Origin of the sequence: Nocardia sp. NBC_01499, assembly GCF_045040275.1 — a bacterium.
In the GTDB taxonomy this organism is placed as follows: Bacteria; Actinomycetota; Actinomycetes; order Mycobacteriales; family Mycobacteriaceae; genus Nocardia.
The window spans coordinates 3,398,420-3,424,408 of sequence record NZ_CP109426.1; the positions used below are offsets into that span (position 1 = coordinate 3,398,420).

General features: G+C 65.7%; 25 protein-coding genes and 1 pseudogene. 13 read left to right on the forward strand and 13 right to left on the reverse strand.

Annotation, left to right across the window (positions count from 1 at the left end; genetic code table 11):
• Nucleotides 1-707: 707 nt before the first annotated feature.
• Complete coding sequence (locus tag OG203_RS15685; protein WP_405166391.1) at nucleotides 708-2,822, reverse strand: prolyl oligopeptidase family serine peptidase; 2,115 nt, start codon at nucleotides 2,820-2,822, stop codon at nucleotides 708-710.
• Between the two features lie 205 nt (nucleotides 2,823-3,027).
• Between OG203_RS15685 and OG203_RS15690 the strand changes: the two genes are divergently transcribed.
• On the forward strand, nucleotides 3,028-3,555 hold the full coding sequence (locus OG203_RS15690; RefSeq protein WP_405166392.1) for an ester cyclase: 528 nt from the start codon (nucleotides 3,028-3,030) through the stop codon (nucleotides 3,553-3,555).
• Nucleotides 3,556-3,558: 3 nt separating this feature from the next.
• Nucleotides 3,559-4,026: an alpha/beta fold hydrolase gene (locus tag OG203_RS15695; protein WP_405166393.1), complete on the forward strand. Its 468-nt coding sequence runs from the start codon at nucleotides 3,559-3,561 to the stop codon at nucleotides 4,024-4,026.
• Nucleotides 4,027-4,215: 189 nt separating this feature from the next.
• Here OG203_RS15695 and OG203_RS15700 read toward each other — a convergent pair whose 3' ends face one another.
• The 4 genes from OG203_RS15700 to OG203_RS15715 all read right to left on the reverse strand — a co-directional run bounded on the left by OG203_RS15700 (nucleotide 4,216) and on the right by OG203_RS15715 (nucleotide 6,969).
• Nucleotides 4,216-4,722 (reverse strand): O-acetyl-ADP-ribose deacetylase, encoded by a 507-nt coding sequence (locus OG203_RS15700; protein ID WP_405166394.1) that lies wholly within the window; start codon nucleotides 4,720-4,722, stop codon nucleotides 4,216-4,218.
• A gap of 416 nt (nucleotides 4,723-5,138) precedes the next feature.
• Complete coding sequence (locus OG203_RS15705) at nucleotides 5,139-5,360, reverse strand: DUF2283 domain-containing protein (protein WP_405166395.1); 222 nt, start codon at nucleotides 5,358-5,360, stop codon at nucleotides 5,139-5,141.
• Between the two features lie 256 nt (nucleotides 5,361-5,616).
• The gene (locus tag OG203_RS15710) at nucleotides 5,617-6,135 is read right to left on the reverse strand and encodes an alpha/beta hydrolase (protein ID WP_405166396.1); all 519 of its coding nucleotides are present in this window, start codon (nucleotides 6,133-6,135) and stop codon (nucleotides 5,617-5,619) included.
• A 240-nt stretch (nucleotides 6,136-6,375) separates the two neighbouring features.
• Complete coding sequence (locus tag OG203_RS15715; protein ID WP_405166397.1) at nucleotides 6,376-6,969, reverse strand: nuclear transport factor 2 family protein; 594 nt, start codon at nucleotides 6,967-6,969, stop codon at nucleotides 6,376-6,378.
• A gap of 53 nt (nucleotides 6,970-7,022) precedes the next feature.
• Between OG203_RS15715 and OG203_RS15720 the strand changes: the two genes are divergently transcribed.
• The gene (locus OG203_RS15720; protein WP_405166398.1) at nucleotides 7,023-7,514 is read left to right on the forward strand and encodes a MarR family winged helix-turn-helix transcriptional regulator; all 492 of its coding nucleotides are present in this window, start codon (nucleotides 7,023-7,025) and stop codon (nucleotides 7,512-7,514) included.
• Here OG203_RS15720 and OG203_RS15725 read toward each other — a convergent pair.
• A pseudogene (locus tag OG203_RS15725) lies at nucleotides 7,511-8,817 on the reverse strand (IS701 family transposase). The gene OG203_RS15720 and the pseudogene OG203_RS15725 overlap by 4 nt on opposite strands.
• Before the next feature lie 248 nt (nucleotides 8,818-9,065).
• Here OG203_RS15725 and OG203_RS15730 point away from each other — a divergent pair.
• A complete protein-coding gene (locus tag OG203_RS15730) occupies nucleotides 9,066-10,274 on the forward strand; it encodes a lipase family protein (RefSeq protein WP_405166399.1) in 1,209 nt (402 codons plus the stop codon).
• Between the two features lie 243 nt (nucleotides 10,275-10,517).
• Here the strand turns inward: OG203_RS15730 and OG203_RS15735 are convergent, their stop codons facing one another.
• Complete coding sequence (locus tag OG203_RS15735) at nucleotides 10,518-11,792, reverse strand: MFS transporter (RefSeq protein WP_405166400.1); 1,275 nt, start codon at nucleotides 11,790-11,792, stop codon at nucleotides 10,518-10,520.
• A gap of 114 nt (nucleotides 11,793-11,906) precedes the next feature.
• Between OG203_RS15735 and OG203_RS15740 the strand changes: the two genes are divergently transcribed.
• Together OG203_RS15740 and OG203_RS15745 are read left to right on the forward strand one after the other, a co-directional pair.
• Nucleotides 11,907-12,494, forward strand: coding sequence for a TetR/AcrR family transcriptional regulator (locus OG203_RS15740; RefSeq protein WP_405166401.1), 588 nt, complete (start codon nucleotides 11,907-11,909; stop codon nucleotides 12,492-12,494).
• Nucleotides 12,495-12,713: 219 nt separating this feature from the next.
• A complete protein-coding gene (locus OG203_RS15745) occupies nucleotides 12,714-13,040 on the forward strand; it encodes an EthD domain-containing protein (protein WP_405166402.1) in 327 nt (108 codons plus the stop codon).
• Nucleotides 13,041-13,200: 160 nt separating this feature from the next.
• Here OG203_RS15745 and OG203_RS15750 read toward each other — a convergent pair whose 3' ends face one another.
• Together OG203_RS15750 and OG203_RS15755 are read right to left on the reverse strand one after the other, a co-directional pair.
• Complete coding sequence (locus OG203_RS15750; RefSeq protein ID WP_405166403.1) at nucleotides 13,201-13,941, reverse strand: hypothetical protein; 741 nt, start codon at nucleotides 13,939-13,941, stop codon at nucleotides 13,201-13,203.
• Nucleotides 13,942-14,043: 102 nt separating this feature from the next.
• Nucleotides 14,044-16,383 carry a transketolase-like TK C-terminal-containing protein gene (locus OG203_RS15755; protein WP_405166404.1) on the reverse strand — a complete coding sequence of 780 codons (2,340 nt, stop codon included), beginning with the start codon at nucleotides 16,381-16,383 and terminating at the stop codon, nucleotides 14,044-14,046.
• A gap of 290 nt (nucleotides 16,384-16,673) precedes the next feature.
• Between OG203_RS15755 and OG203_RS15760 the strand changes: the two genes are divergently transcribed.
• Together OG203_RS15760 and OG203_RS15765 are read left to right on the forward strand one after the other, a co-directional pair.
• Nucleotides 16,674-17,036: a PadR family transcriptional regulator gene (locus OG203_RS15760; protein WP_405166405.1), complete on the forward strand. Its 363-nt coding sequence runs from the start codon at nucleotides 16,674-16,676 to the stop codon at nucleotides 17,034-17,036.
• Nucleotides 17,036-18,382, forward strand: a complete 1,347-nt coding sequence (locus OG203_RS15765) for a permease prefix domain 1-containing protein (protein WP_405166406.1) — start codon at nucleotides 17,036-17,038, stop codon at nucleotides 18,380-18,382. The genes OG203_RS15760 and OG203_RS15765 overlap by 1 nt, the downstream gene beginning before the upstream one ends.
• 31 nt (nucleotides 18,383-18,413) lie before the next feature.
• Here OG203_RS15765 and OG203_RS15770 read toward each other — a convergent pair whose 3' ends face one another.
• Both OG203_RS15770 and OG203_RS15775 read right to left on the reverse strand, forming a co-directional pair.
• The gene (locus OG203_RS15770; protein ID WP_405166407.1) at nucleotides 18,414-19,070 is read right to left on the reverse strand and encodes an alpha/beta fold hydrolase; all 657 of its coding nucleotides are present in this window, start codon (nucleotides 19,068-19,070) and stop codon (nucleotides 18,414-18,416) included.
• 103 nt (nucleotides 19,071-19,173) lie between these two features.
• Complete coding sequence (locus OG203_RS15775; protein ID WP_405166408.1) at nucleotides 19,174-19,656, reverse strand: MarR family winged helix-turn-helix transcriptional regulator; 483 nt, start codon at nucleotides 19,654-19,656, stop codon at nucleotides 19,174-19,176.
• A 62-nt stretch (nucleotides 19,657-19,718) separates the two neighbouring features.
• Between OG203_RS15775 and OG203_RS15780 the strand changes: the two genes are divergently transcribed.
• On the forward strand, nucleotides 19,719-20,987 hold the full coding sequence (locus tag OG203_RS15780) for an amidohydrolase family protein (protein ID WP_405166409.1): 1,269 nt from the start codon (nucleotides 19,719-19,721) through the stop codon (nucleotides 20,985-20,987).
• A gap of 204 nt (nucleotides 20,988-21,191) precedes the next feature.
• On the opposite strand, the gene OG203_RS15785 is transcribed toward OG203_RS15780, so the two are convergent.
• Entirely contained in the window at nucleotides 21,192-21,890 is a 699-nt protein-coding gene (locus OG203_RS15785) for an alpha/beta fold hydrolase (RefSeq protein WP_405166410.1), read from the reverse strand.
• 157 nt (nucleotides 21,891-22,047) lie between these two features.
• On the opposite strand from OG203_RS15785, the gene OG203_RS15790 reads away from it, so the two are divergent.
• From OG203_RS15790 to OG203_RS15800, 3 genes are all read left to right on the forward strand, one after another.
• The gene (locus tag OG203_RS15790) at nucleotides 22,048-22,626 is read left to right on the forward strand and encodes a TetR/AcrR family transcriptional regulator (RefSeq protein ID WP_405166411.1); all 579 of its coding nucleotides are present in this window, start codon (nucleotides 22,048-22,050) and stop codon (nucleotides 22,624-22,626) included.
• A 136-nt stretch (nucleotides 22,627-22,762) separates the two neighbouring features.
• Nucleotides 22,763-23,596 (forward strand): alpha/beta fold hydrolase, encoded by an 834-nt coding sequence (locus OG203_RS15795; protein ID WP_405166412.1) that lies wholly within the window; start codon nucleotides 22,763-22,765, stop codon nucleotides 23,594-23,596.
• Between the two features lie 330 nt (nucleotides 23,597-23,926).
• Nucleotides 23,927-24,244: a DUF222 domain-containing protein gene (locus OG203_RS15800; RefSeq protein WP_405166413.1), complete on the forward strand. Its 318-nt coding sequence runs from the start codon at nucleotides 23,927-23,929 to the stop codon at nucleotides 24,242-24,244.
• A gap of 438 nt (nucleotides 24,245-24,682) precedes the next feature.
• On the opposite strand, the gene OG203_RS15805 is transcribed toward OG203_RS15800, so the two are convergent.
• Nucleotides 24,683-25,030 carry a hypothetical protein gene (locus OG203_RS15805; RefSeq protein WP_405166414.1) on the reverse strand — a complete coding sequence of 116 codons (348 nt, stop codon included), beginning with the start codon at nucleotides 25,028-25,030 and terminating at the stop codon, nucleotides 24,683-24,685.
• Nucleotides 25,031-25,519: 489 nt separating this feature from the next.
• On the opposite strand from OG203_RS15805, the gene OG203_RS15810 reads away from it, so the two are divergent.
• On the forward strand, nucleotides 25,520-25,912 hold the full coding sequence (locus tag OG203_RS15810; protein WP_405166415.1) for a ubiquitin-like domain-containing protein: 393 nt from the start codon (nucleotides 25,520-25,522) through the stop codon (nucleotides 25,910-25,912).
• The last annotated feature ends 77 nt before the right edge of the window (nucleotides 25,913-25,989 follow it).

Here is a 25,989-nt window from a genome sequence, read left to right on the forward strand (position 1 = left end):
GAGAGCTGAGTCGGAGACGCCACCTCCGTCCGTCGACAATGCCAGGCCGGTCGATGTTCGGACCAGGGCGCCGATTTCGATACTCCGAAGCTATCCGCCGGATTCTCGTTGCCCGTAATCCCTTGGTATGACGTGGTATCGGACCGTGGTGTGATATCGGATGCTAACCGCGGATCGAGGCTGGTAATCGGTTATCGGCCAATACATCCGGGTCGCCGGGCGGATGTCCGCTCTCAATGGGTCAAGCGTCGGTTCACCAGCCGGGCTCACCGAGCAGGACGATGGTGGCACACATGGGTGCCGCGGGGTCGAGCAGGAGGTGTTGAGGGGCGTAGGCCAGTGTCAACGAGCATGGTGTCGGGGCTCCCCAGAACCGGGCCATGGCTCGCGGACCCGGACAGTCGACCACCACCGCTCCAGATCGGTTGGCCGACAGGACTATTCGATGCCCGTGCCGTCAGCAAGGTTGTAACCCGTTGTGCCACAGCCATAATGGCCGAACTCCGGCGTGACCGGCCCATTTCGGTGATCCGCAACATTTCGCCGTCGAAAGCAATGGGCGCCACCGCTGGCGTGCTCGGCCGGGTCGGTCCGTTACGTGCGTGAACACGTACTCGTCACCCGCCGCAATCCAGTCGCTGACTGAGCGCGACCCGAACCAGCTCGGGCACCGACCAGATCGCAACTCCCGCTTCGGGTTTGCTCGGCTAGGTGAGCGAGCGCCGCAGGAAGTCCAGTTGGAGGCGCAGTAGGTTCTCGGCGACCGACTCCTGCGGGGTCATGTGGGTGACGCCGGACAGTGGCAGCACTTCGTGTGGCCGACCGGCGGCCAGCAGAGCCGAGGACAACCGCAGGGAGTGCGCGACCACCACATTGTCGTCGGCGAAGCCATGGATGATCATCATCGGCCGGTGCGGCTCGACCGCGTCGACCAGGCCCGCGTCGTCGATCAGCGAGTTGCGCCGATAGATTTCCGGCTGCTCGTCCGGGTGGCCGAGGTAGCGCTCCTGGTAATGGGTGTCGTAGAGACGCAGATCGGTGACCGGCGCACCAACCACGGCCGCGTGGAAGACGTCCGGGCGGCGCAGCACCGCGAGCGCCGCCAGATAACCGCCGAAGGACCAGCCGCGGATGGCGACCCGGTTCAGGTCGAGGGGGAAGTCCTCGGCGAGCGCCTGCACCGCGTCCACCTGGTCTTCGAGGACGACTGCCGCGAGGTCGTCGCGGATCGCTTTCTCCCAGGCCGGGGAGCGACCCGGGGTGCCGCGCCCGTCGGCGACCACGACCGCGAATCCCTGGTCGGCGAACCACTGCGAGGTCAGATGCGGATTGTGCGCGGCGAGCACCCGCTGACCGTGCGGACCGCCGTAGGGATCGACGAGGACAGGGAGCGGCGCCGTGCCGTCGTAATCACTGGGGAGCAGGACGGCGCACGGGATGCGCCGTTTGCCCGCCTCGGTCAGGGTCACCCTCGGGGACAGACCGGGATCTTCCGCAAACGAGGCGATCGTCGCCACCCGCGTCCCCTCGCGAAGCACCTGTACCTGGGTGCCCGGCCGGTCGAGGGTGGCGGACACCAGCATGGTGACGCCCCCCGCGCGCACCGCCGAGTGCACGCCCGGTTCGTGCGAAACACGCTCCAGGCCGAGCTCATTGACGCGATAGACGTGTATCTCGCCGGTTTCGGGCTCGGCGGCTTCGGCCCCGGCCGACGCGGTGACCAGCACGTCGTCCGGCCCGACGTCGAGTACCGCGCGCAGGTGCAACTCTGGGCCCGTCAGCGGGCGTTCACCGACCGTGAGGACACGTGCGTCGCCCTCATCGGCGATCCGTACGAGCTGTCCCGACGGGCTCCAGCAGGGCACGCCGGGGAAGAGATCGAACCAGACTGGATCGTCGTCGCCGTGCACGACCCGGGTCGAGCCTGTCTCCGGAGACACCGCCAACGACAGCTGACTGCGCTGATCACGCGCCTGTACGAGCAGCAGCGGAGCACCCGCTTCCGACCAGTGCACATGCGCGAGGTACGGATAGCGCGCCCGATCCCAGACGACCTCCGTGCGCACCCCGTCCAGGCCGATCACGAACAGCCGTACGTCCGCGTTGTCGGTGCCCGCCGCCGGGTAGGCGACGGACCGAGGGTCGACCTCCGGCCTGGCCGGGTCGGAGATCCACCAGCGCCGTACCGGTGTGTCGTCCACGCGCGCGACCAGCAGCCGCCGCGAGTCCGGCGACCACCAGAAGCCTCGGGAGCGGGACATCTCCTCCGCCGCGATGAACTCGGCCAGACCATAGGTGATGTTGGCCGACTCCGGCTCGGCGAGCGCCCGCTCGTCCTCGCCGTCGGTGCGCACGACCCGCAGCGCACCGTCCGCGACATAGGCGACGTGCCGACCGTCGGGGGAAGGGCGCGGGTCGATCGCCGGTCCGGCGGCGGGGAGTTCACGTGCCGTGCCATCCCGCAGTTGGGCCGCGAACAACCGGCCCGATAATGCGAATGACGCCAACTCCACGGCGTTATCGGTGGCGTAGCCGACGATGCCCTCGCCGCCCTCGCGGCTGCGTTCGCGACGCGCGAGCTCCTCGGGTGGCAGGTCTTCGGCCGCGCCGCCGAGCAGGACGCGCGGGTCGGCCGCCACCCGCTCCTCGCCCAGCGCCATATCGAGGACCCACACCGAACTCGCCCGGTCCGTACCGGAGGCAGAGCGCAGGAAGACGACGCGCGCGCCGTCGGGTGCCACGGTGAAAGCACGCGGGGCGCCGAGCGTGAATCGCTGGGTGCGCGCGCTCCGGCGGGGGAAGGAGTCCGACGTCGTCGACATGCCCCGACCATACTGGCCATGACCGACAAACTGCCAGTCGCACGGGATTCGTTCTGTCGGTGGGCGTTTCGGCCGCGAACGCGGACCCTGCCAACCGCTGTCGGCGGCGATGATCGGCGCTGCGGCCGACGGGATTTAACCAAATGCGCGTCGCGGTCGATACACAGTGCAGACAAGTTTGCCCGTACTCGATTGCGAGGTCCTTATGGACAACATTTCCCGGACCGCGGCCGATACCGCGCGCGCAGTGGCCATCCGCTCGTTGGAAATCATGGCCGACGGTGCGCGCGCCGACTTCGACGCGATAATCCACCCGGACGCGACCAATCGGGAGGCCAAGGCCGAGCCGCCCGCCTCCCGGGGGCGCGGACCCGCCGCGTACTACGCCACGGCGATCTGGCTGCGCGACGCATACGCGGAACTCCATCACACCATCGAGACTGCCGTTGTGGACGGCGATCTGGTGGTGCTGCACACCACCATGCACGGTCGCCACACCGGTCCGTTCGTGGCGTACGGCGAGGACGGGCAGGTGGACCAGGTGTTCCCGCCGACCGGCAAGACTTTCGCTGTCACACAGTCACATTGGTTGCGGATCGCGGACGGCAAGGTGATCGAGCACTGGGCCAACCGGGACGATCTCGGGCAGGCGATGCAGCTCGGGTGGGTGCCGCCGACCCCGGTCTATCTGCTGCGGATGGCGTGGGCCAAGCGTAAGGCTCAGCGCAACTAGGCGATGATCGAGAAGGCTTGCGGTGCAAAGGCTTCGGCTGGCGAACCTCGCGAAAGCGCAGCGCCGGTGCGCATAGCCGGGAGACAATTGCAGGCCAAGTTCCCCACCACCGACGTGTTCGCCCACATCGAGATCGTGGACGGTCGAATCTGGTTGTGCAAGGACGGTATCGAGTGCTTCGCGGGAGACCTCTCCGAGCAGGAGCAGAAGATCGTCTGGGCGACCCAGGGCGTGCCTGCCACAGACCTGTTCGACCAGAAGGTCGAAGGCACCGCATGGAAGTCGAAGCCGAGCTGGTACATCGTCGGCAAGCACGACCGCACCGTCCAGCCGGAGCTGGAGCGCTTCTGCGCAAAGCGCATGGACGCCACCGTCTATGAGGCGGACAGCAGCCATGTCCCCATGCTGTCCCAGCCAAGCCTGGTGATCGACGTGATCCTTACTGCCGCGAAGGCCTGTCAAAGTTCGTGAGAAGCTACGCCGAAAAGGTCAGGCCCGAGGAAAGCTGATCGTGCGCCGCCGCTGACTGTCGGCTGGGCTGTCCGCCATTGGGACACCTCAGCCCATTAGCGCAAACTTCGCGGACTTGGTTGAGCGGCAATGCCGAAACCATCGACAACCGGAACACGGAGCTGCGAGGGTGATCGACAGCGTCGCGAATCACACTGCCGCGGCGAAGGAGTCGTAGGCATCCGGGCCGAACAGTACGAAACGCACCTCCCGCACCGCGGTGTCGGCGGCCCGCACCGTCTCGATCGCGATGCGGGCGCCGTCGTCGATCGGCCAGCCGAAGATGCCGGTGGAGATGGCAGGAAACGCTACCGTTCGCGCACCCAACTCGTCTGCTACCCGCAGTGATTCGCGGTAGCATGAGGCCAGCAGCGCCGATCGGTCGTCCTGCGCCGACCACACCGGCCCGACCGTGTGAATCACCCATCGTGCGGGCAGATTCCCGCCGGTCGTCGCGACAGCCTTCCCGGTCGCCAGCCCCTTCCCATAATGCGACGCCCGCAGGTCACGGCACGCGGACAGGATCGCGGGACCACCCTTGCGGTGAATGGCCCCGTCGACGCCCCCGCCGCCGAGCAGCGACGAATTCGCCGCGTTCACCACCGCATCCACCTCCTGCTCGGTGATATCGCCGCGGACCAGCACGAGTTCGACCATGCAGCCATTGTCGCCAGTCTCAGCGACGCGGCAAAATCAGAACCGATATCCACCCGCGCACTCCTGGTGCTCGCCGCAGCCGGGTCGCTGGAGAAGGACCGGAATCCGAGGCCGCGCTTGCCTAGTCCGGCAACGATCGAGATCAGATCCTGCAGAGCGCAGCCGAGCCAGTGACGACACCACCGGGGTGTCGCCAGGCGCGCAAGTACTCGAGGCACTTCCAGCACCAACCGCTGTTGGTCGGATGATCACGGGGAACTGAGGGCGGTATCGGCCGAGAGGAGAGTTACCTCAGTTCCCCGTGATCAGTTGTCCAACAGTGCATCTCGGAAGGTTGCCAACCGAACACAGGCACGCGCCGAATACAGGCTGCCTCTCCGGCCCGATGTTGCCGTACATGATCGGTCGCCCAGGGGTCACTCGTCGGACAGCAGGTCCGGATCCAGCCTCGCCCTGGCGTCGAGCACCTCGATCCCGACAATGCGGCCCTCAGCGTCTAGATCAAGGTTGACCATGCCGTCGATCGCGATCGGATCAACCGAAACGGTCGTGGCCACACCGCCGGGCAGGATCTCGCGCGTGAGGTATATGTATGCGGCGTCGGCTACCGCGTCGTAGGTGACTCTGGGTGCGATCATCCTGACATCCTGCTCGACAGCCTTCGTCCTGCGCACCCATCTACTGCGCAGCGCACGTTCGCATCCGCCGCGACCGGCCAGCCACAACCGGTGGGCGGCAGTCGATCTCGCGAACGTCGTAGCTGCCGCGGAGTGCGGGGCCGACAGACCACAGAGTGCGAAGCCTTGTGCGGCGCAAGGCCCTCGAACGTCCCACCGGATAGTCGTGCGCGGGTGCGTGTCCGGACGTTGCGCGTTGTGAGGTCGTCGGCGACGTTCAAAGCTCGAGCGTCCGAAGCCATTTGTGTGCGATCTCTTTGTCCTCGGCGGTGACCGCGTGGCCGACCGGCAGCAAATGATGGGTCACCCGCGCGCCAGCGTGACGGAGGCGTTCGGCCAGTCGTAGGCCGTCGCCGGATGATCTGCGGCTGTCTTTCGCACCGTCGATTATCAGGACCGGTGCACTGTCCAGGCGGTAGTCGGGATCGTGGGTGAATGGGGAAAGGGGTCGGAACAGGATCGCTCCGGCCAGCAGGTCAGGACGGGTCATCAACAGGGCTGCGGCCATGATCGCGCCGTTGGAGAAGCCGATTGCGATAGGTCGTCTGGTGAGGTGGTAACCGGCGCAGGATGTCTCGATGAATTCCGCCAGCACCGGCGCCCTGGCCGCAATGTCTGCCTCGTCCACCCGGCGATCGGGAAAACGACGAAAGAAGCCATACCCTCCATCCATGGCAACTGCTCCACGAATGCCGAGTTTCGTTGCCCCTGGCGCCAATTCCTCGGCCAGCGGCATCAGATCGGATTCGGTGCCGTCTGAGCCGTGCAACAGAACGAGCGGCGCTCTGGTGGTATCGGTGCCTACCAGGAATCTGTGGTCGTGTGTCGGTTTTGCCATCGGAACAAGACCATACGGGCTCCACCTGTCCGGCGAACATCCATATAAACCGCGCGGCAACACCAGGCCGCCTCGGCCACTACCGGCGACAAGGCCAACCGCCCGATGAGTTGTCGATGCCGGGCGGGCGCGTCAGTCTTACGCGCGTAGCCACTTATGGGCGGCGTCGTAAAGAGCGTCAACCAACTCCGGCTTGTCGTCGCCGGGAATGTCTTCGGGCAGTTGTCCCTGTCCGCCGTAGGCAAGGAACTGATATGAGCGTCGATACGGTGCGGTGTCGACGGCGGAGATGGCCAACCGATCGGCGGGATAGACCGGCGTCACCACGTCTTTTTCGTAGATCGCGTCCATGCTCGCCAGCTTCCAACCTCGCGGCGTCCGAGCGATCCGAGACAGCAAGCGCACGCTGATGATCAGGTCGATCAATGTGTCGTTGAATTCGACTCGCAGTTCAACCAGTGCCGAGGTCTCTGCCAGCGCCCGGTCGCCATCCACGGTGACGACACTGGGTGAGAGCCGGTGCTTGGACCACGACGCGGCATCCCAACTCGGATTGCGCGAGCCCTCGATGTAGTCATCGATCGAGCCCTCGAACCATGTCACCCGAATCTGGGCGTCATCGGTATACGCCGACCGCATGGCATCCCAATCCTCGCGATCGCGCCAGTACCGCTCACGACTCACCAAGTCCTGGATGGTCACAATGTCGAACCACGCCGCTTCCGACAACATCGGCTACCTCCTCCGAACACGTCGAGCAATTACTTCCACGCTACAATAGTCAAATGGTGGAATCAATACGGAGCGATGCGACAGACCCGAATCCGGACCCGGTGACCTGCGCGGTCGCGGCTTTTCGCGATCTCGCGACAAGCCTCGACCTTCTCGATCAGGTTGCGGCGACCCGACTCGGCGTCGCCCGCAGCGATCTCCGCTGCCTCGACGTGCTGAACCGACAGGGCCCGCTCCCGGCCGGCGCCCTGGCCAAAGCTGTTGGACTGTCGGCATCGGCCCTCAGCGCCGCGCTACGGCGACTCGAAACCCTCGACTACATCCGCCGTGAACACGACCCCCGCGACCGCCGCATTATCCGTGTCATCCCCACCGAATCGGCGGCCACCGCAACAAGTCCCCTCTTCTCGCGAGTGCGCACCGCGACAACCGCGATACTCACCGACCTCGACCCGACGGAACTATCGGCCATCTCGCGAATCACGAACACACTCGCCAACGCAATCCAGGCCATCGCAGCAACCGATCTGCCGTTGCAGCACTAGTACTCCAGCCGCACTTCGTGATGTTGGGTCTGTCTTCGCTGGTAGTGGGCTTGTTTGGCGCGGTGTTGGTGTCTTCGTCGCCAGGTCGACCAGCGTCGCAGTTGGGCGAGGTTCGGGGTCGGGGTGATCAGGTGTGCCAGGAGACGCTTGATTTCACCGAGCGTGAGTGGAATGAGGCCGCTGCCAATGCTTTTGGGGAGATGGCGGCGGTCACGGCGAGGTAGGTGTGGGCAAGCATCGCCAGGGTGATGTGGCGGTACCAGGCGTCGTAGCGGCGGACCTGATACTGGTCGAGACCAACCTCGGTTTTCGCGGTCTGGAAACAGTCCTCGACCGACCAGCGGGCGCCGGCGACCCGGATGAGCTCGGCGTCGCTGGTGCCGATCGGTGCACCGCACAGGTAGTAGGCGATCTCGAGCTCGCCCTTGGTGTTGCGGGTCAGCGAGCGCCTGACCAGCAGCCAACGTCGCCACCCCGGGCCCGCCTCGCTCTCAGTGGGCAGTGTGGCCACAGCCCAGTCGAACAACCGAGGCCCTTTCGCTCCTTCTCCGCAGCTCAGGCGTTTCCATGCGTTCTGCGGCGCGTCGGCGACGAGGCGGTCCGCGCGCGAGTCGCCCCCGAGGCTCACGATCGGCGCGCTGCTGGGCACGGCCACCACATACCCGATCTGGCGTTGCTCGAGCCACCTGCGGAACTTCGAATCACCCCCGTAGGCTTCGTCGGCGGTGACCCACCGGGCAGGCACGCCGGCATCCAGAGCGCGAGCCAGCATCCGTTGAGCCAGAACCTGTTTCGTGGCGAAGTCGACCTCCTCGGGCACCGCGGCCGCTCGGCAGCGTTCCCGGTCGGTGGTCCACGACTTGGGCAAATACAGTTCCCGATCGATCAGAGTGCGGCCCTTGACGCTCGTGTAAGCACAGAACACACCGAGCTGGCAATTCTCGATCCGCCCAGCAGTGCCCGAGTATTGCCGTTGCACCCCAACCGATTTCACGCCTTTCTTCAGAAATCCGGTCTCATCGACAACCAGCACGCCATCGGGGTCGCCCAGATGCTCAACCGCATACGCCCGAACGTCATCGCGCACGCCATCGGCATCCCACGCTGCCATGTTCAGCAGCCGCTGCATCCCGTCGGGTGTCGCCTCACCGGCCACCTCGGCCAGCGTCCAACTGTTCTTTCCCGCCAACGGCGCCAACAGCCCCCGAACATACGCCCGCGCCCGCAACCGCGGCTCCGCCCGCAAAAACCGGCCCGCCACCCGCGCAAACAACTCATCCAACCCGGCCGTCCACGCAGCCAGATCCTCATCAACCAGCACGAAACCGTATGCTACCCAACAACATCACGAAGTGCGGCTGGAGTACTAGTCGACTCGCCGCGACGAGCAGGTCCACCGAACTCGCCGACACGCTCTCGTTGTCGGGCGCGCGAGAAACGAACTGCGCGAGAAGAACTGGGTACGGTCGACAGCCAGGTGCGATAGGGTTCCCGAATACGTGAACTAGAACAGGTTCTCAGGGGGCTTCCGCGATGCGGACAGGGTGGATCGTGACGTTGCAGGCTGCTGTCGTCACCGCGGTTTTCGGACTGGTGACAGCGTGTGCCTCCGCGGCAACGGCAGTGCCGCTGCCGGACCAGGACTCGTTCTACACCACACCTCCCGGTATCGCGAACCTGCCCAACGGCACAGTGCTCGCGTCCCGATCGATCGACGCCAAGTCCTTCCTGCAGCCGCTGCCAGCCAACGCGTGGCAGGTGCAGTACAAGACGATCGACAATCAAGGACGGCCGAGCGCCTACCTCGCCACAATCCTTGTGCCGCAGCAAGAATGGACCGGCACCGGCCCTCGTCCGCTGTTGTCGTATCAGGTCGCGGAAGACGGTGTCGGCTCGAAGTGCGCACCGTCCTATGCGTTACGCGGCGGTCTCGACGCCGGTCCGAGTAACGCGTTCGCCGAGACCGGAGTGATTCGTCTTGCGCTCCAACAAGGTTGGGCCCTGGTAGTGCCGGACTATCAGGGGCCGGACTCCGACTTCTTCGGTGCCGACGGTTACGCCCACGGCGTCCTTGACGGTATTCGCGCCGCCAAAGCATTCACGCCTGCGGCTATCGACCACGCTGCCCCGATCGGCCTGTGGGGGTACTCCGGCGGTGCGCAATCCACCGCTATCGCGGCCCAAGCGCAAAGCTCCTACGCCCCAGAACTTCACTTGACCGGCGCGGCATTGGGCGGGGTTGTCGCCGACCTCGAGGCCACCATGTCGGGCTTCAGCGGCGGAATCGCGGGCGGCGCGGTCGTCATCGGCTTGGTTGGCCTGAACCGGTCCTATCCGGAGGCCGACGTTGGTCAGTACCTCAACGAATCCGGGCGCAAGATGCTTGCCGCCAGCCGAACAGATTGCCTGCATGACGCCGCACTCGCGCACCCCTTTCTCAGCGCGACAGACCTGGAGGCTTGGCCCGGTTCGATCACGAACAACGCCGAGTTGAGCAGGGTCGTCCGGAAGGCAAGCCCGCTCTTCCGCGAAGGCGCGCCCACCGCGCCGGTGCTGCTCTATCACGCGATCGCTGACGAGTTCGCCCCCATCGGCGCCGCGCGGGCACTCGCCGAGAAGTACTGTGCCGCAGGAACTCCAGTGCAGCGAGCGGAGAATCCGATCGGCGAGCACGGTACCGAGGCCGCGGCCGGACTACCCGCCGCCCTGACCTACCTGGCCGACCGCTTCGCCGGAAAGCCCGCTCCCAGCACCTGCTGACGATGGCGTGGACCATCGAATGCTAGGCATGCCCGACCGCCTGCGCGCCGACACCATCGACCGCTTCTCCCCCGTCTTGAACAGCACCTTGCAATTCCTCACGACCAGCGCGCAGACAACCCGGTAAACCGTTGGTGCCGTGCGCTTCTCGGCGAGTTCAGGTGGCGAGCGTTGCGCGACCGGTCATGCGTGGGCGCAGATGATCAGTACCTTTCACACCGCCCACTCAGGCACTGGGAGCCGTTAGTCCTGACGCACCCTGCCCTGTCGGGCGTAGAACGCGGCGGCCGCGGTGCCCAGGCACAGGGCGGCGGCGCTGAGCCCGAGCGACCAGTGGACGCCGATGGCCGCGCCGGCGAGTCCGACGGTGAAGCCGCTGCCTGCGCGCAGTCCGCTGGAAGACATGCCATAGAGCCCGATCACTCGGCCTCGGTCGGCGGCCGGGGCGAGCAGCTGCACGATGGTCTGCCCGATCGACATCGATGCCAGGTTGGCCACCCCGCCGATCACCAGCATCACGACCGCGAACGGATAACTGGTGGTGGCGGCGAAGAACACGCTCGTCAGTCCGTAGATCGCGGTGCTGACGACGGCGGCCTTGACGGTCGGTTTGATGCGTCCGGTGGCTTCGAGCAGAATCCCACCGATCACACCGCCGACCCCGTTGGCGAAAAGCAGCACACCGTAGGTGAGTCCGGCATCGCCCGCACCGAGGTCGTGCGCGAAGATCGGCATGGACGACTGCATCGACGCTCCGACGAATAGCGAGCCGAGCCCGGCGAGCACGATCATGCTGACCATCGTGTGGTTCGACCGGACTTCGCGGAACACACGCAGCGCGTCGAGCACGCCGAGCCGCGGCCGTGCCACGCCGCCGTCGCGCGTGTGGCCGGTGAACTTGGTCCGGAACAGGAACAGCGTGAGCGGCAGGTAGAACAGGATATTGGCGAAGATGCCGGCGGTCGGGCCGAGACCGAGCAGCAGCGCCGAGCCGACCACCGGGCCGAACAGGATGCCGAGGCTGCGGAAGGTGGCGTTGAGCCGGACCGCGCTCGGCAGGTCCTCGTGCCCGACGAAGTCGTGCAGCATCAACTGCTCCCCCGGACCCCACAGCGACCCGGCGCAACCGTGCAGGACGAGCAGCACGCACGCCATCCACACCTGCAGCGAGTCGGTGAGAAACAGCACGCCCCAGGCTGCGGAGACGGCCATGAACAGGACCTGCGCCGCCTGGATGAGCCGACGGCAATCGTGGCGGTCCGCGAGCGATCCGAAGTAGACGGAGAAGAGCAGGAATGGAACCCAGTGGCTGATGACCTCGAACCCGGCCAGCGCCGGTGAGTGGAACTTCTGCCAGAGCACCCAATAGGTAATGACGTGCTCGATATTGTCGGCCATCATCGACAGTCCGGCACCGAACAGGTACGGCCGGCAGTCGCGGTTGCGCAGGGCCGCGAACTTGCGGGCCGGAGCGGCGGGTTCGAGGACGTGGGTGGCGACTCCGCAGGCGTTGCACATGGTCAGGCGGCCGGGTAGCTCTGCAAGGTGTTGGTCATGCCGCTAGAGTAGACGCAACGCTGCGTTGCGTCTAGGTCTGAGAACGCCGCTCCAACACCCGAGAGGAGAACCCGAATGGAAGGCGACACCGGCCGCGCCCACCACGGAAACCGGCACCGGCGCAGCGAGGAAGCCCGCCAAGCGGTGCTCGAGGCAACCGACAACCTACTGGCCGAGCGCGGGTTCGCCGGACTCACGATCGAAGGAATCGCGGCCAGGGCCGGTGTCGCCAAGCAGACCATCTACCGCTGGTGGCCATCCAAAACCGAGATCCTCATGGACGCCTTCACCGACGACGCCGCACAGCACCTCACGCCGCCCGACAGTGGCGACCTCAGCGAAGACCTGCGCCAACACCTGCGCAACCTCGCCGAATTCCTGACGACCTCCGACGCCGGCGCCGTCTTCCGCGCCCTCGCCGGCCAAGCGCAGCACGACCCGGAGGTCGCTACCAGGCTCCGCACAGACCACCTCGGCAAGCAGCGCGAACGCGATCGCCTACCCCTGCAGCGCGCTCTCGACCGCGGCGAGCTGCCACCACACACCGACCTCGACTTCCTGGTAGACCAGCTTGTCGGACCGATCTACTACCGCGTGCTGGTGACCGGCGAGCCCGTCCCGAAGGAGTTCACCGACCGGCTCGTCACTCGAGTGCTGCGCTAGCCGAGGATTGGACACGCTGTCAGGCATCCGGTCTGAGCGGACACTATCGGCCGATTCGCGGCGATTTCCCGACACCTTGGGCGAATTATGTACGCGTAGGCCGGATCTGGAGAATACCGGCCTCCCCGCACAACCGCTCATGCGCGATTGACCACGCCATGCAGGGTGTGCGACCGAACGCTGAGAATTGATCGCCATCGAGTTAGGAGACTGAGCAGGATGTTCAAGGTCATTGCCCTGCTTGTGAAGAAGTCGGGGCTGAGTAGAGACGAGTTGATCGAGCATTACGAACACCACCATGTTCCCCTTGTCACCGGCCTGGCTCCGGTGCCGATGAGCTATCGGCGCAACTACGTCGTCTCCGACGAGGCGGCCGAAGGAGACGTCGACATCATCACCGAGCTGACCTTTCCCGACCGTGCGGCCTATGAGTCGTGGGTGGCGGTCATGTACGCACCCGGCTCGGGGATCGCCGAGGACGAGTGCACCTTCCTCGATCGTTCTCGCACACGGTCTTTCATCGTCGAAGAGCACATCACCGCTTGACCGAGCTTCCCATCACGATCGAAGCGACGGTCGGCCTGACCGGTGGCCCGGCGCTACCCGGGTGCGCGTCGCGCGGTTCGGCTCGGCCGTCCCGCGCACTGGCTGCAGTCGCATGACTGAGCTGTAATGCGTTGAGCACTTCCGCCCTAGTTCAGCGGGTTCATCCGATCGCGCTGTGCCTGCCATGACGTGGTGGGTTCCGCTGAGACCGGTGATAGTGCCACAGGCCGACGCCGATACCCGCGACACATCCTGCCGCTGCCGTTGACAGGCCCCAAGGCGTGAACCGGCTCTCCCGCAAGGGATCTCGTATCACCAGCAGGGCAGCGGCGAGGAGTATCATCGCGTCGAAGGTCAGCGCGACGCAGACCGCTTCGCGACGTGGCGCGTATCGGGTGCGGTCGCGTTCGAGCAACCACAATGCCGAACCGATCAACCCGAACCCCGCCCCGCCGAGCGCGTAGCCCAGTGACCGGGGCAATGCGACGGAGGGCGAGCGGGTGGTCTGCACCCGAATATCGAAGGCACGCACCGCAACGGTGGTCCCGTGCCATTGTTCGAGCGTGACAAGCGTACCGAAGCGTGCGCGGCGGACGATCGGGTTGTCGCGGGGGAACTCGATGCGGGAGGCGCCGTCGGCTGCGGTCACCGTCAGTTCGTAGGTCGAGGACCTGGACAGTTGTTCACGGATGACCGTCCCGGTGACCGTTGCCGCGATCTGCTGGTGCGGTTCCGCCTGGTAAGCGTGCAGATTCCGCCCGTTCTGAATGGCTGCGACCAGGCCGACCACGAACACAACCCACCCGAGCACCCCACAGATCAGCAATGCCCAGAACTTCCAGGCGGCACGCCTCCACCACGCGGCCGATGCGCCAGGCCCGCCTTCGTCAGTACTGGTCATACGGCTTATCGTGCGCAAGGCGTGGCTCCACGCATCGCAGGACATGCCGAACCATTCCGGGTAGCGGCTGCCGCACCTAGACTCGCGGCCCGGTTCAAACCGTCAGCCAGCGGCGCCGAGGACGTCGAGCGCGGCGGAGACGATGCTGTCGGTGTCGAGGCCGTGGTAGCGGTACACCTCGTCGAGAGAGCCGACCTGTCCGTAGCGAGTCACACCGAGATCGATGTGATGTACCCGGTTGATCCCGGACAGGAAGGACAACGTATGCGGATGGCCGTCCAGGACGGTCACCATCGGCGTGGCCCGGCCGGCCGGAAACAGCTGATCCAGGATCCAGCTGTCGCCATGGCCGCGTCCTTGCCTGGCCTGCATCGCCTCGAAGAGCAGCCCGGGGCTGGTGACGCAGACGACGTCGGCCACGACTCCGGCCGAATCGAGACGTTCGGCGGCCGCCGCTGCCTCGGTCACGACGGCACCCATCGCAACGATGGTGACGACCGCACCGTCGCGTCGGCGCAGCGGATATCCGCCTGCGACAACCTGTTTGCGACGGCGTTCCCTGGCGGCGGGATCGGTGGGCACCTCGGCGAGGTGCTGCTCGACCGGCCTGGTGGACAGCCGCAGATACGCCGAGGTCCCGTCCGGTCGGCCGAGCCGCGCGATGCTGGCGAGCAGAGTCCATTCCACATCGATGGCGAACGCGGGCTCGTAGCAGATCAGGCCGGGGGTCTCGATTCCGATCGACGGTGTCGTAATCGATTGGTGGGCACCACCTTCGGCGGCGAGGGTGACACCGGACGGTGTCCCGATCAGAATGGACTGACCGCCCGCGTAGATGCCGTAGGTCCACGGCTCCAGTGCGCGTTCGACGAACGGGTCGTAGAGCACGCCGATCGGGAACAGGGGCTGCCCCCACCGGCTCCAGGTCGCACCGAGTTCGCTGATGAGTCCGACCAGATTCGTTTCGGCGATACCGAGTTCCATGTGCTGACCGGTGGGTTGCTCGCGCCACCGCACCAGCGTTTCGGCGTCGTCGGCGAACCAGTCGTGCCGCTCGGCGGTCGACCACACGCCGACCTTGTTGATCCAGCCCGCCAGATTGGTGGTGGAGCTGACGTCGGGGCTGACGGTGATCACGCGCCGCGCTAGTTCCGGGGCCGCACGGGTCAGATCGAGCAGCGTTCGACCCAATGCCGCCTGGGTGGTGGCGTTGCCTTTCGGCGTGCGGCCGAAATCCCCTGGCACACTGGGTGGTTCGATCGGGTGAACGGGGTCGCGACGTAGCCGCGCCGCGGTATCCGTGCACAACCGGGCGGCGGGACTGTCGTCGGCGAGCCGCTCCCACGGGTGCTGCGGATCCCGACCAAGCTCCGCGGCGAGGGACTCGTAGTCGGCCACCGACAGCAACGACGAATGGTTCTGGGGGTGGCCCTGCGTCGGCAGTCCATAGCCTTTGATGGTGTAGGCGATGATCACCGTCGGGCGGGTGTCATCGATCTGCGCATAGGCATCGATCAAGGCCTGCATATCGTGCCCGCCGAGGTTGCGGATCGCGGCCAGCAGGGTCGAATCGTCCAGTCCAGCAATCAATTCCGTCAATTGCGCGTGGTCGGCGCCGGTGCCGGGCAGTCGGCGCCGTAGCTCGTCGGCATCGCAGCGCAGCAGTCGCTGGTATTCGGGGTTGGGCATTTCGAGGACCCGGGTGCGCAGCGCGGGACCGCCCGGCCGGGTGAACAGCGATTCCAGCAGGTGCCCGAACTTGGCGGTGAGCACCTGCCAGCCCGCGGCGGCGAACATGGCCTCCAGTCGGCCCACTGCGATATTGGGCACCACCCGGTCCAGGGATTGACGGTTCAGATCGACGATCCACACGATCTCACCGAGCTCGGCGTTACCGGGATCGACAATGGCCTCCCACACCGCGCCTTCGTCCAGTTCCGCGTCGCCGACCAGGGAGTACTGACGGCCGGTGCCGGTATCGACGCTCAGCGCGGAGTTGAGATAGCGGCGGGCGATCGCTCCCCAGATCGGGGCGGTCGCACCGATCCCGACCGATCCGGTGGAGTAGTCGACCGGATCAGGGTCCTTGGATCGGCTGGGATAGGACTGCAGGCCGCCGAATTGACGCAGGGTGGTCAGGTACGACTCGTCCAACTCGCCGAGCAGGTAGTTGATGGCGTGCAGTACCGGAGAGGCGTGCGGTTTGACCGAAACCCGGTCGCCGGATCGCAAGGCGGTAAACCACAACGAGGTCATGATCGTGGTCATCGACGCACACGACGCCTGGTGACCGCCCACCTTCAGTCCCGACGGGTTCGGCCGCACCCGGTTGGCGTGATGAATCATCGCCACCGCCAGCCAGCGCGTGCGGCGCTCGATCTCCGACAGGGCGTCGAGATCCGCTGCGGCACCCTGGTATTTCGGCTCGGTGAGGTCGGTCATCGGCTTGCTCCTCGAAGGAAATCCGGCGAATCGACGCCGAGTGGTCGGATGCGTCCGTGCCTAGTTCAGCCTCGAGCGCACCCGGCTCGCGGCGTCGTCGTGCACGCCGCACATTTCGTCGATCAGCGTGCGAACGAGCTCACGACGGCGTCACGCTTGATCTTGCCATTCACAGTCCGCTCGCCTCGCTGGGATGCCACGGGACGTGGCGGCACGCAGACCATCCCGACTCGCTGCCTGCCGCGTTTCTGCTAACGTCGATACCTAGCAGATCTAGGTATCGGAGTCCGGTGCATATCGACAAAGACTTGGTGGCGGCGTCGGCAACGCCGCTCGTGCTCGGGATACTCGCCGACGGCGAGTCCTACGGGTACGCCATTCTCAAACGGGTCAACGAGCTGTCCGGTGGGCGTATGCAATGGACCGACGGGATGCTCTATCCACTGCTGCACCGGCTGGAACGGCTCGGCCATGTGACGTCGACCTGGCAGTCCGCCGACAGCGGGCGACGGCGCAAACATTATGCGATCACCGATTCCGGCCGGGCCGCGCTCGCGGAACGCCGCATCCAATGGGCCGTCGTGGCAGACGCACTCGGACAGGTCTGGCGCAGCGTCGAGCAGCCGCCGAACACGGCGAAGGGATGGGCGTGATGAGTACCGATGCCGAGCTGGAATCGCAGATCGGACAGTGGCGCGGATATGTCCAGCGGCATCGTGCGATATCAGCCGTCGACGTCGAGGAGATGGAAGACCATCTGCGCGAGCAGGTTTCGGATCTGACCGGCGTCGGACTCGCCGCCGACGAGGCGTTCCTTGTCGCGGTCAAACGAATGGGCAGCGTGGACTCGATCTCCCGCGAGTTCGCGCGCGAACACTCCGATCGGCTGTGGAAACAGCTGGTACTGCTGCCCGCCGAACCCGAAGGCGGGGACGCCCGGCCCAAGCGTGAGCTGATCGTCGTGCTCGCCCTGGCCGTCATCGCGGCGCTGACGTTGAAGCTCGGCCTCGCGGTACTCGATGGTGCCGCGGTAGCGCGCAATGCCAGTCTGTTCGTATTACCTTTCCTCGCTGGGTATTTCGCGTGGAAACGTCAGGTGACGCCGCGCGTCGCCGCCGCGTTGCTCGTGCCGTTCGCGCTCGCCGCTGTGGTGCTCAACGTCTTTCCCTTCGACCCGGACGGATCGACCGAGATCATCGCCGCGATCCACGCGCCGATCGCGCTGTGGTTCGTCGTCGGCCTCGCGTACGTCGGCGGGGAGTGGCGATCCGACCGGCGCCGAATGGATTTCATCCGATTCACCGGCGAATGGATTGTCTACCTCACCCTGCTCGCCTTCGGCGGTGGCGTATTGATGGCACTGACCGTCAATGCGTTCGGCACCCTCGACGTGGATATCGAAGGGGTCATCGGTGATTGGGTGCTGCCGTTCGGTGTCGCGGGTGCGGTGATCGTTGCGGCCTGGCTGGTCGAGGCCAAGCAGAACGTGGTGGAGAACATCGCCCCGGTACTCACGCGCGTGTTCACCCCGCTCACCGTCATAATGCTGCTCGCGCTGCTCGGGGCTTTCGCGGCCAACCGCAGCGTCATCGACATCGACCGCAATCTGCTGATCCTGATGGACCTGATTCTCGTGGTGGTGCTCGGCTTGCTGTTGTACGCGATCTCCGCGCGCGATCCGCAGGCCGCGCCCGATACCTTCGACCGGCTACAACTGGTCCTCATCGTCAGCGCCCTCGCCGTCGATGTGGTGATGCTGGCCGCGATGCTCTCGCGTATCGCGGAATTCGGCTTCACCCCGAACAAGGCGGTGGCGCTCGGCATGAACCTGGTGCTGCTGGTGAATCTGGTGTGGTCGGTTCGGCTCGGCTTCGGGTTCGTCCGTGGTCGGCGCGGGTTCGCCGACGTCGAACGCTGGCAGACCCAGTACCTGCCGGTTTACGGGGCGTGGGCCGCCGCCGTGATCGTCGTGCTGCCACCGATTTTCGACTTCGCGTGACAGCGAGCCCGCGGTCGTGCGCGGGTGTGGGTCACAGGTGGTCGCGGACTATGGGCACGACGTCGGCGGGTCGGCTCAGGAACGCGCAGTGACCGCCCGGCAACGTCACGGTGGTGTCGCAGCGTTGGGTGAAGTGGGCGACCATTTCGGGCAGGATCGCCTGATCCTCAGTCGCCGCGATATAGGTCGACGGGGTGTCCTTCCATGCCGCATGTGCGGGTGCGGCGGTGAAAATCGAAGCGGGTTCCGGGCGTAGCAAATCGATCGCTCGGTCCGCGACTTGCGTTGCGCAGTCGGCGAATAGGCCTTCGCGGGCACCAGCCGGATCCAGTCGGGTCATGCCAGCGTCGTCGACGGTGACGGGCAGCGGGGCACCTTGGCGACCGGTCTCCTGTTCGATCCGCGTGATCCACTGCTGGGCGTTCTCGCCGACGTCGAAGACGAAGCTCGACAGATACAGCAGATGCGAGATTCCCTTCAGACCCGTCGCAGTGACACCGCCGAAGGAGTGCGCCAGTACCACCGGCGCTTCGGCCGCCTGATCGATGAGGTCCTGGACAAGCCGGGTGCTGTCTTCGAGGGAATGCCCCGCCAGGTCGGGCACCGTGACATCGATGCCGTCGCCGCGCAGGTGCTTGGCGATCTCGTCGTAGTGGGCCGGTTGCAGCCAGGCACCGTGCAAAATCATCAAAGGGCGCATGACTGTTCGTTCTACCCGTAGCGACATAATTTCTGCATCAGCCCCATCCTGGTGACGCCGGCGCTCGCGGCACCAGCAGCGATAGGCAGGGTCAGTCCTCCGTCGGCGTGCTGTCCGTTCGGCTCTCACCAGCCGACGACACGGCCTGCTCCAAGTTCGCGATCAAACGCGTCAGCAGAGCCGCGAGGTGCTGAATCTCGCTCTCGTCGAAGCCGGTGAGCGCGTCCGCGTGACCTTGCGACAACACGGTCCGCGCCTCGGGCAGCAGCGACCGTGCCCGGTCGGTGAGCGCGACCAAGCTGCTGCGCCGATCCTTCGGGTGCGGTGTGCGCTGGATCAGCCCATCGCGTTGCATGCGGGCCAGCAGTTCGGCCATGGCGGGCTGCCCGGCGCTGGATCGCGTGGCCAGCTCCTTTTGGGTAAGCGCGGATCCGTCCGCCAGCGCGCCGAGGACGGGGATCTGCCCGGCCGCGATGCCAAGTGAGCGAAGGCGACCGTCATGGAGCAGGGCGAAGAGCCGGGCCGCATGGTTGATCAGCTGGGCGGGTGCCGCTTCGGGGCGCCAATCCGTCATGCCGTCCAAGATACATCGGATCCGATCTAGAATTAATATCGGATCCGATGTACTTTGCTCATATGATCATTCGGAACGTGACAGTCATCGACGGATCCGGCGCAGCGCCGATCAAAGACGCGGAAGTCGTCGTCACCGGCGAACGGTTTACCGAGGTCCGGCCCAGTGCACCGGACGCGGTGCCGACCGGTGACGAGGTCGTCGACGGCCGCGGCGGATACCTGATCCCCGGATTGTGGGAAAGCCACACACATTTGGCCGGCTACGCGGCCAGCCTGCCGGAACCGGAGCAGGTTCCGTTCGTCATGCGGGCACTGGCCGATTTCCTGGCGACGGGGATCACGACGGTCGTGGACTTGGGCGGATCGCTGGCCATCGACCACGCGGTGCGCACGCAAGCCGATCCGGGCGGGGCGGCGAAACTCTTCTTCGCCGGTCCGGTGTTCACCGGGGTCGAGGGCTGGCCGCTGCAGGCACACGGCAATCCGGCCATGGCCCGTCAGGTCAGCGATCCCGACCAGGGCCGTCGGCTGGTGCTCGAGCTGGCCGAGGACGTCGACTTCGTCAAATTCATCTACGACGGCGACCCAGGGGCTCCGGACAAACTGTCCCGCCGCGCCTTACACGTCATGGTGGAGGCCGCGCACGAGGCGGGGAAGAAAGTGCTCGTGCATATCCGCACGCACGCCGACATCGAAGACGCGGTAGCGGCCGGGGCGGACTGCGTCGAACACGCCCCCTTGCCGTCGGGCGACGACGATCTGACCGAAGCCGGGAAACTCGCCGATCTGCTGGCCAGTTCCGGAACCTACTACTGCCCGACCCTGGTGACCTGGGAACAGCTCGGGCACGGCGGCGACACCGGCTACCTGCGGGAACTTCTTGTCGACGGAATCATCGACGAAGCCGGAGCGCGGGCGGTGGCGGCACGGCCGGGATTCGGGCGACCGTTCCCGCACCACCCGGCGCAGGAATCCATGGCACGTTTCCGGTACGGGATGCGCACGCTGCCTATCATGCACGCGGCCGGGGTGAAAATCGTTGCTGGCAGCGATATCGCGCTGACGATACCGTCGCCGCCGTTGGCGTTGCTGCGCGAACTGCAACTGTTCGCCAAGGCAGGGTTGTCCCCCGCCGAGATCATCGTCACGGCGACCCGGCACGCCGCGGAACGGATCGCGATGCCCTCCTACACCGGGACGATCACCGCGGGTTCGGTGGCCGACGCGTTGCTACTCGACCGCGACCCGCTCGCGGATCCGAGCGCCTTGTCCGACCCGACCAGTCGCGCGGCCACGATCTGCCAGGGCACAGTGCTTCCGCAAGGCTGAGCTCTGAAAACCTCTCGGCCGCAAGGTAATCGCGTCGAATGAGTCGTTCTCGGGCTAGCCGTGTTTCGAATGGCTTGCGCGTCGCTGTCATCGGTCCCGGATGATGTCTGCGACCACGTCGGGGCGGGAGACGTAAATGGCGTGGCTGCCCAGGGTTTCGATGACGGGTCGCACTGATCCGTTCTGCCATCGAGGCTTACGCGTTCACAGAGTGTCGATGCGGGCCCACTCGGTGGCGTGCGCGGCGATGGTTTCGGCCAGCGCCACCGGTTGATCTCGGGCGACGAGGTGTCCCGCACCGGGGATGCGGGTCACCGTGGTCTGCGGGGCCAGGCGCAGCAACCCGTCGACGTCATCGTCGGTCAGGGGCGAACGGCCGCCGCGGACGAGCAGGACGGGCAGGTCGAGCTCCGTGGCGATCTGCCGCAGTCGTGGAGTCTGAGCAAAGGTGTCGTCGGTGAACTCGGGATATCTGCCGAGCATGCCGACATCCCCGAGGTGACGACGGACCCGGTCCGGAGCGAGATTGGGGACGATGTCCACCAGCACCAGGCCCGCAACCCTCGCTCGAACCGCCGGATCGCCGAGGGCGGCGAGCCCGCCGAGCGAGTTGCCGACGACTACGCATCCCTGCGGCTCGGCGTCGACCATGGCGGCGACGTCGGCCGCGCAGGGCGCGAGCGCGTTCAGCGAGCCATCGCTGTCACCGTGCCCGCGCTGATCGAAGGCTACGCAACGGAACCCCGCATCGACGAGTACGCCGATGACCGGCCGCCACACCTGACGGCGCTCACCACCGGCGTGCAACAGCAGGACGGTCGGTCCCGCCCCGGCCTCCTCGCCGTGCAGAACTACATCAGAACGAGCGATCTGCCGCGCCCGCGAGGCGATGGGATCGCTCATCGCGCACGCTCCCCCCTTTTGTGGCGTCACGGTAATGGATCCACGAGACTGCCTCGAGCTCAATGAGACTGGGCTTCTACGATACGGTTCCCGGGCCATGGACCGAGCACGTAGGCCTTTTCTTGAGCGAACGATCCAGATAAGCTACGGTTGCTCCATGGCGAGGACCCGGGAGTTCGACACCGAGGCGGCGGTGGGCCGTGCGATGGAGCTGTTCTGGTCGCGTGGCTATGAGGCGACCTCGGTGCGTGACCTGACCGAACACTTGAGGATCGGGCAGGGATCGTTGTACGCCGCGTTCGGCGACAAGGACGGTCTGTACCGCGCCGCGCTGGAGCACTACCGCAGCACCCTCGCGGCGGCCGCGCTGCGCAGCCTCGAGCAGGGGGCGGATGCCCGTTCGGCGATCCGCACGATGCTGATCGAGCGAATCCGCATCGCCGTCGAACACGACGGCCGGGGCTGCCTGGTGGTCAATGCCGCCTGCGAGCGACTGCCTGCGGATCCGGCGATCCGGCGCATGGTGCGCGACGTGCAGGAGGCCAGCCGAGACGCGCTCGCAGAGGTGCTGCGGGTCGCGATAGCACGGGGTGAGATTGCGGCGCAGCATGATCCACACACCCTCGCCACCTTCCTCGTCACCTTCCTCAACGGACTACTGGTCTCATCGAAGATCACGCCGGATGCCCACACCCTCGAACCCCTCGTGGAGGTAGCCCTGGTCGCCCTCGGCTGACTTTTCCATGCCCGCAATCTGTATCAGATGATCCAGAAAAGGCGTCGATGCCGAGGCCGACGCGAAGTCACCAGGAAAGTTGGAAAACATGATGTTCGACCATGCTGGAACGCCCGTCCGCACAGGCCGAGCCGCCGTGAACGGAACGAGTCTGTACTACCGCACAGCCGGTTCCGGCCCCGCGGTGGTACTCCTGCACGGCGTGCCCAAGACCGGCTACCACTGGCGCCACCTCGTCCCGAAGCTGACGCCCCACTACACCGTCGTCGTGCCGGACCTGCGCGGTCTCGGCGACTCCGCCCGCCCGCCGGACGGCTACGATTCCGCGACGATGAGCGACGACATCGCCGAATTGATGACCTACCTCGGACACGAGACCTACGCCGTTGCAGGCGAGGATTGGGGAGCGGTGATCGGCTACCAGCTCGCCGCCCGCCACCGCGACCACGTCACCGCCCTCGTATCCGCCGAGGCCCTGTTCCCCGGATTCGGCTTCGAGGACCACACCGCCCTCACCCCCGAAAACGTCTCCAGCGGCATGCATCTGTGGCATCTCGGCTTCTACTTCCAGCCCGACGTACCCGAAATGCTGATCGCTGGACACGAGCGCGAGCTGATCACCTACATGATCAAGTTCGAACGCAGCCACCCCGACACCGCCACCACCGACGCGGTCGAGGAATACGTGCGCTGCTACTCCATGCCCGGCGGCATCCGCGCGATGCTCTCGATCTACCGGGCGATGCTCGTCGACGCCGAACAGAACCGACAAGCCGCACAGAAGAAACTCGACATCCCGGTCCTGGCGCTCGGCGGATCCGCGTTCATCGGCGACCGCAACGAATCCCAGATGCGACTCATGGCCCACGACGTCACCGGCCACGTATTCGACGCCGGACACGACCTCGCCGAGGAAGTGCCAGACAAGATGGCCGACGTCGTCCTGCCGTTTCTGGCCGCGCACCGGTAACCGACGCCCAGCCCGTCGAGATCATCGATCCGAAGCGGCCCTGGGCAAGCCGAGGAGCCTCGTGGTTGCGTAGAACGGTCCAGGTCCGCGCCGCCATGAGGTCCGGAAGCTCCCGACAACAGCCGCCGACATCCAGTCACACCCCTGCCACCACGGTGACAGATAGCGCAAAAAGTGACAAATATGCTGGTCAGCCACACATGGCACCGACATCGTGCGTACGCGCCGCCGACAGGGTGCCGACGGTGCACCGACAGTGGCGCGGGCTTGGACATGCCCGACAGGCTGAATCATCGAACATATGTTCTATTCTGCGGTAGGCTCGTTCGGGTGAACATACATTCGACCGCGCTGGCGCCGGATGCTCCAGCGCCGGGCTTGCCGGAACTGGCCGATGTCGACTTGCTGCGCACCCTCGTCGAAACCGAACGTCGCCGGAGGCGACTGGACGCTGCCATGCGCGCGGCCGTCGCCGAAGCCGAGCGTCGTGGCCTCGCCGCCGACACCGGCTATCGGGATACCGCTGAGCTATTGACTGATCTGCTGCGGATCAGTGCCTACGAAGCGCGTCGGCGAATCGAATACGCGGCTCCGCAGCCCCGCTCACGTCCCAGAAAGAAGTGGCGGGTGCTCGCGGCAGCAAGTTGATGCCGAGCCCAGGTGCCTCGACCTCTATTCGGAGGGCCGCACGGACCGACCGTCCGTTCACCGTGCAAGCGCCAGCACGGGCCGGCTCGTTTCGAAAGGCACTGCTGTATCGCGCTCGCCCATGCGGACTTCAGTCAGAACGAGTGAGCTAAGTAGCCGCGACCCACACGTTCCGAGCAGATGGTGACTTGACCGCTGTCGGTTGGCCACCGGCGTTTCTGGAACGTCCGGATCTGCCGCGACCCGCGCGCTCGGAGCCGTTGGTGGCCCGGCCTCGGATCAGCTGGCCACCAACGCCTCTGGAACATCCGATAGTGCCGATGTGTGCGCATCCAAGCAGATATGCGCTCATCGGCCATCTTGACCGGGCTCGGAGAGGTTGAGCTGATCGGGGACGATCGCTCCAGACTTTAGTGAACGGACCGAAGCTTCAACGGATCAGCGACGGTCCGCGGTATCGCACGCTTCGCCGACAAGATCGGGCGCGTCTATATAGGTTTGCGAGCAAAACACAGTCTTGCCGCTCTTGGTGCTTTTGATGGGGATGGCTGGCAGCGGATCGCCGTCCCCTTTGCTCTCCACGGTCTTCTCGTACTTATCGTTCGCAGGTGCTCCACCGATCGCCTTGCAGTTGTGCGCGTATACGCTGCTCCCCCCAAAGGACACGATCGAGCATTCGTATCCGATATCAGCCGCATGGGCGGCAGGCGCACCGACCACCCAGGCAGTACCAATCAAGGCTGTTGCGGCAAGCAGAGCGATGGATCGAATGCTATCTGCACGCATAGCGGTTCCCATCCGTAGTGGTAGACCAGCCGATCTGGTCCGCCGTATTTCTATGTATTCGGACCTACCGGCAGCCGGGATGGGGCGGGGTGTTGTCCAATCTTTCGATCACATGCCGAGCGCACTCTTCTGCCGCGACCCGCGCGTTCAGCCCGAGTGCGGTGTCGACCCTGAGAGGGCCCTGCGCTGATCTGGTAAAACGACACTCCAGCAACGCATCTCGCCCTGCGTGATCCCATTCGCTCGTGGCACACCGCTTGCGCCACGGAGCCACGCGGTCGGCCGACCACCATCACGCGGTCGGCCGAACCACACAGAACATCCGATAGCCGCATACTGCGCGGTTCGAATGCTGTCCGGAGTGGAACAGGAGCGGCTCGAGATCGTCTCGATCTCGGCAACGCGCCACTGCCCCGAATGCTGACGCCGTCGGCGAACCCGACCGTACGCTGTTCCCGTTCCTCTTCGCGCCGAAGGGAACGGACGCCCATGCAGGATGTGAAGGGGCCAGACATGATTTGCCGAGCACTGCTCGTGTTGTCCATTGCCGGAATCATCATCACTCCCGCTGTTGCCCAGGCAACGCCCGCTCTATCCGGGACCTTCCTCGATAGCCCGGCAAGACAAGCAGTCCAGACCATCACGGTCAACGTTGTGGGACAGTCCGCCACGATCTCGGTGGCAATCGCTCCCAGCGCGACGGTGGCCCAGCTCAAGGCGGCCATCGTGAAACAGACTGCCCAGACCAAGCCCGGCTTCCTTCCCGACAGCGCCAATCTTTACTTCGACGACACCAAGAATCAGAATCTCGTACTACTTCAAAATACGCAGACCTTGGCGTCCTACGGCATGTTCGACGGATGCCAAGTCATTGTCATGTGAAAACCAATGCGCAGACGACCGCTCCGTCACCGGTCACCGAATGCGCGCTCACGCCGCGGAGCGCGCGTTGGGTCAGT

Coding starts and splice junctions, on each gene's coding strand:
- OG203_RS15785 (WP_405166410.1), bottom strand. CDS start 21,890: ATGAGCGATCCCATCGCCTCGCGGGCGCGGCAGATCGCTCGTTCTGAT.
- OG203_RS15685 (WP_405166391.1), bottom strand. CDS start 2,822: ATGTCGACGACGTCGGACTCCTTCCCCCGCCGGAGCGCGCGCACCCAG.
- OG203_RS15755 (WP_405166404.1), bottom strand. CDS start 16,383: ATGACCGACCTCACCGAGCCGAAATACCAGGGTGCCGCAGCGGATCTC.
- OG203_RS15740 (WP_405166401.1), top strand. CDS start 11,907: ATGGAAGGCGACACCGGCCGCGCCCACCACGGAAACCGGCACCGGCGC.
- OG203_RS15695 (WP_405166393.1), top strand. CDS start 3,559: ATGATCGAGAAGGCTTGCGGTGCAAAGGCTTCGGCTGGCGAACCTCGC.
- OG203_RS15765 (WP_405166406.1), top strand. CDS start 17,036: ATGAGTACCGATGCCGAGCTGGAATCGCAGATCGGACAGTGGCGCGGA.
- OG203_RS15735 (WP_405166400.1), bottom strand. CDS start 11,792: ATGTGCAACGCCTGCGGAGTCGCCACCCACGTCCTCGAACCCGCCGCT.
- OG203_RS15745 (WP_405166402.1), top strand. CDS start 12,714: ATGTTCAAGGTCATTGCCCTGCTTGTGAAGAAGTCGGGGCTGAGTAGA.
- OG203_RS15720 (WP_405166398.1), top strand. CDS start 7,023: ATGGTGGAATCAATACGGAGCGATGCGACAGACCCGAATCCGGACCCG.
- OG203_RS15750 (WP_405166403.1), bottom strand. CDS start 13,941: ATGACCAGTACTGACGAAGGCGGGCCTGGCGCATCGGCCGCGTGGTGG.
- OG203_RS15810 (WP_405166415.1), top strand. CDS start 25,520: ATGCAGGATGTGAAGGGGCCAGACATGATTTGCCGAGCACTGCTCGTG.
- OG203_RS15770 (WP_405166407.1), bottom strand. CDS start 19,070: ATGATTTTGCACGGTGCCTGGCTGCAACCGGCCCACTACGACGAGATC.
- OG203_RS15705 (WP_405166395.1), bottom strand. CDS start 5,360: ATGATCGCACCCAGAGTCACCTACGACGCGGTAGCCGACGCCGCATAC.
- OG203_RS15690 (WP_405166392.1), top strand. CDS start 3,028: ATGGACAACATTTCCCGGACCGCGGCCGATACCGCGCGCGCAGTGGCC.
- OG203_RS15790 (WP_405166411.1), top strand. CDS start 22,048: ATGGCGAGGACCCGGGAGTTCGACACCGAGGCGGCGGTGGGCCGTGCG.
- OG203_RS15700 (WP_405166394.1), bottom strand. CDS start 4,722: ATGGTCGAACTCGTGCTGGTCCGCGGCGATATCACCGAGCAGGAGGTG.
- OG203_RS15775 (WP_405166408.1), bottom strand. CDS start 19,656: ATGACGGATTGGCGCCCCGAAGCGGCACCCGCCCAGCTGATCAACCAT.
- OG203_RS15710 (WP_405166396.1), bottom strand. CDS start 6,135: ATGCCGCTGGCCGAGGAATTGGCGCCAGGGGCAACGAAACTCGGCATT.
- OG203_RS15805 (WP_405166414.1), bottom strand. CDS start 25,030: ATGCGTGCAGATAGCATTCGATCCATCGCTCTGCTTGCCGCAACAGCC.
- OG203_RS15715 (WP_405166397.1), bottom strand. CDS start 6,969: ATGTTGTCGGAAGCGGCGTGGTTCGACATTGTGACCATCCAGGACTTG.
- OG203_RS15780 (WP_405166409.1), top strand. CDS start 19,719: ATGATCATTCGGAACGTGACAGTCATCGACGGATCCGGCGCAGCGCCG.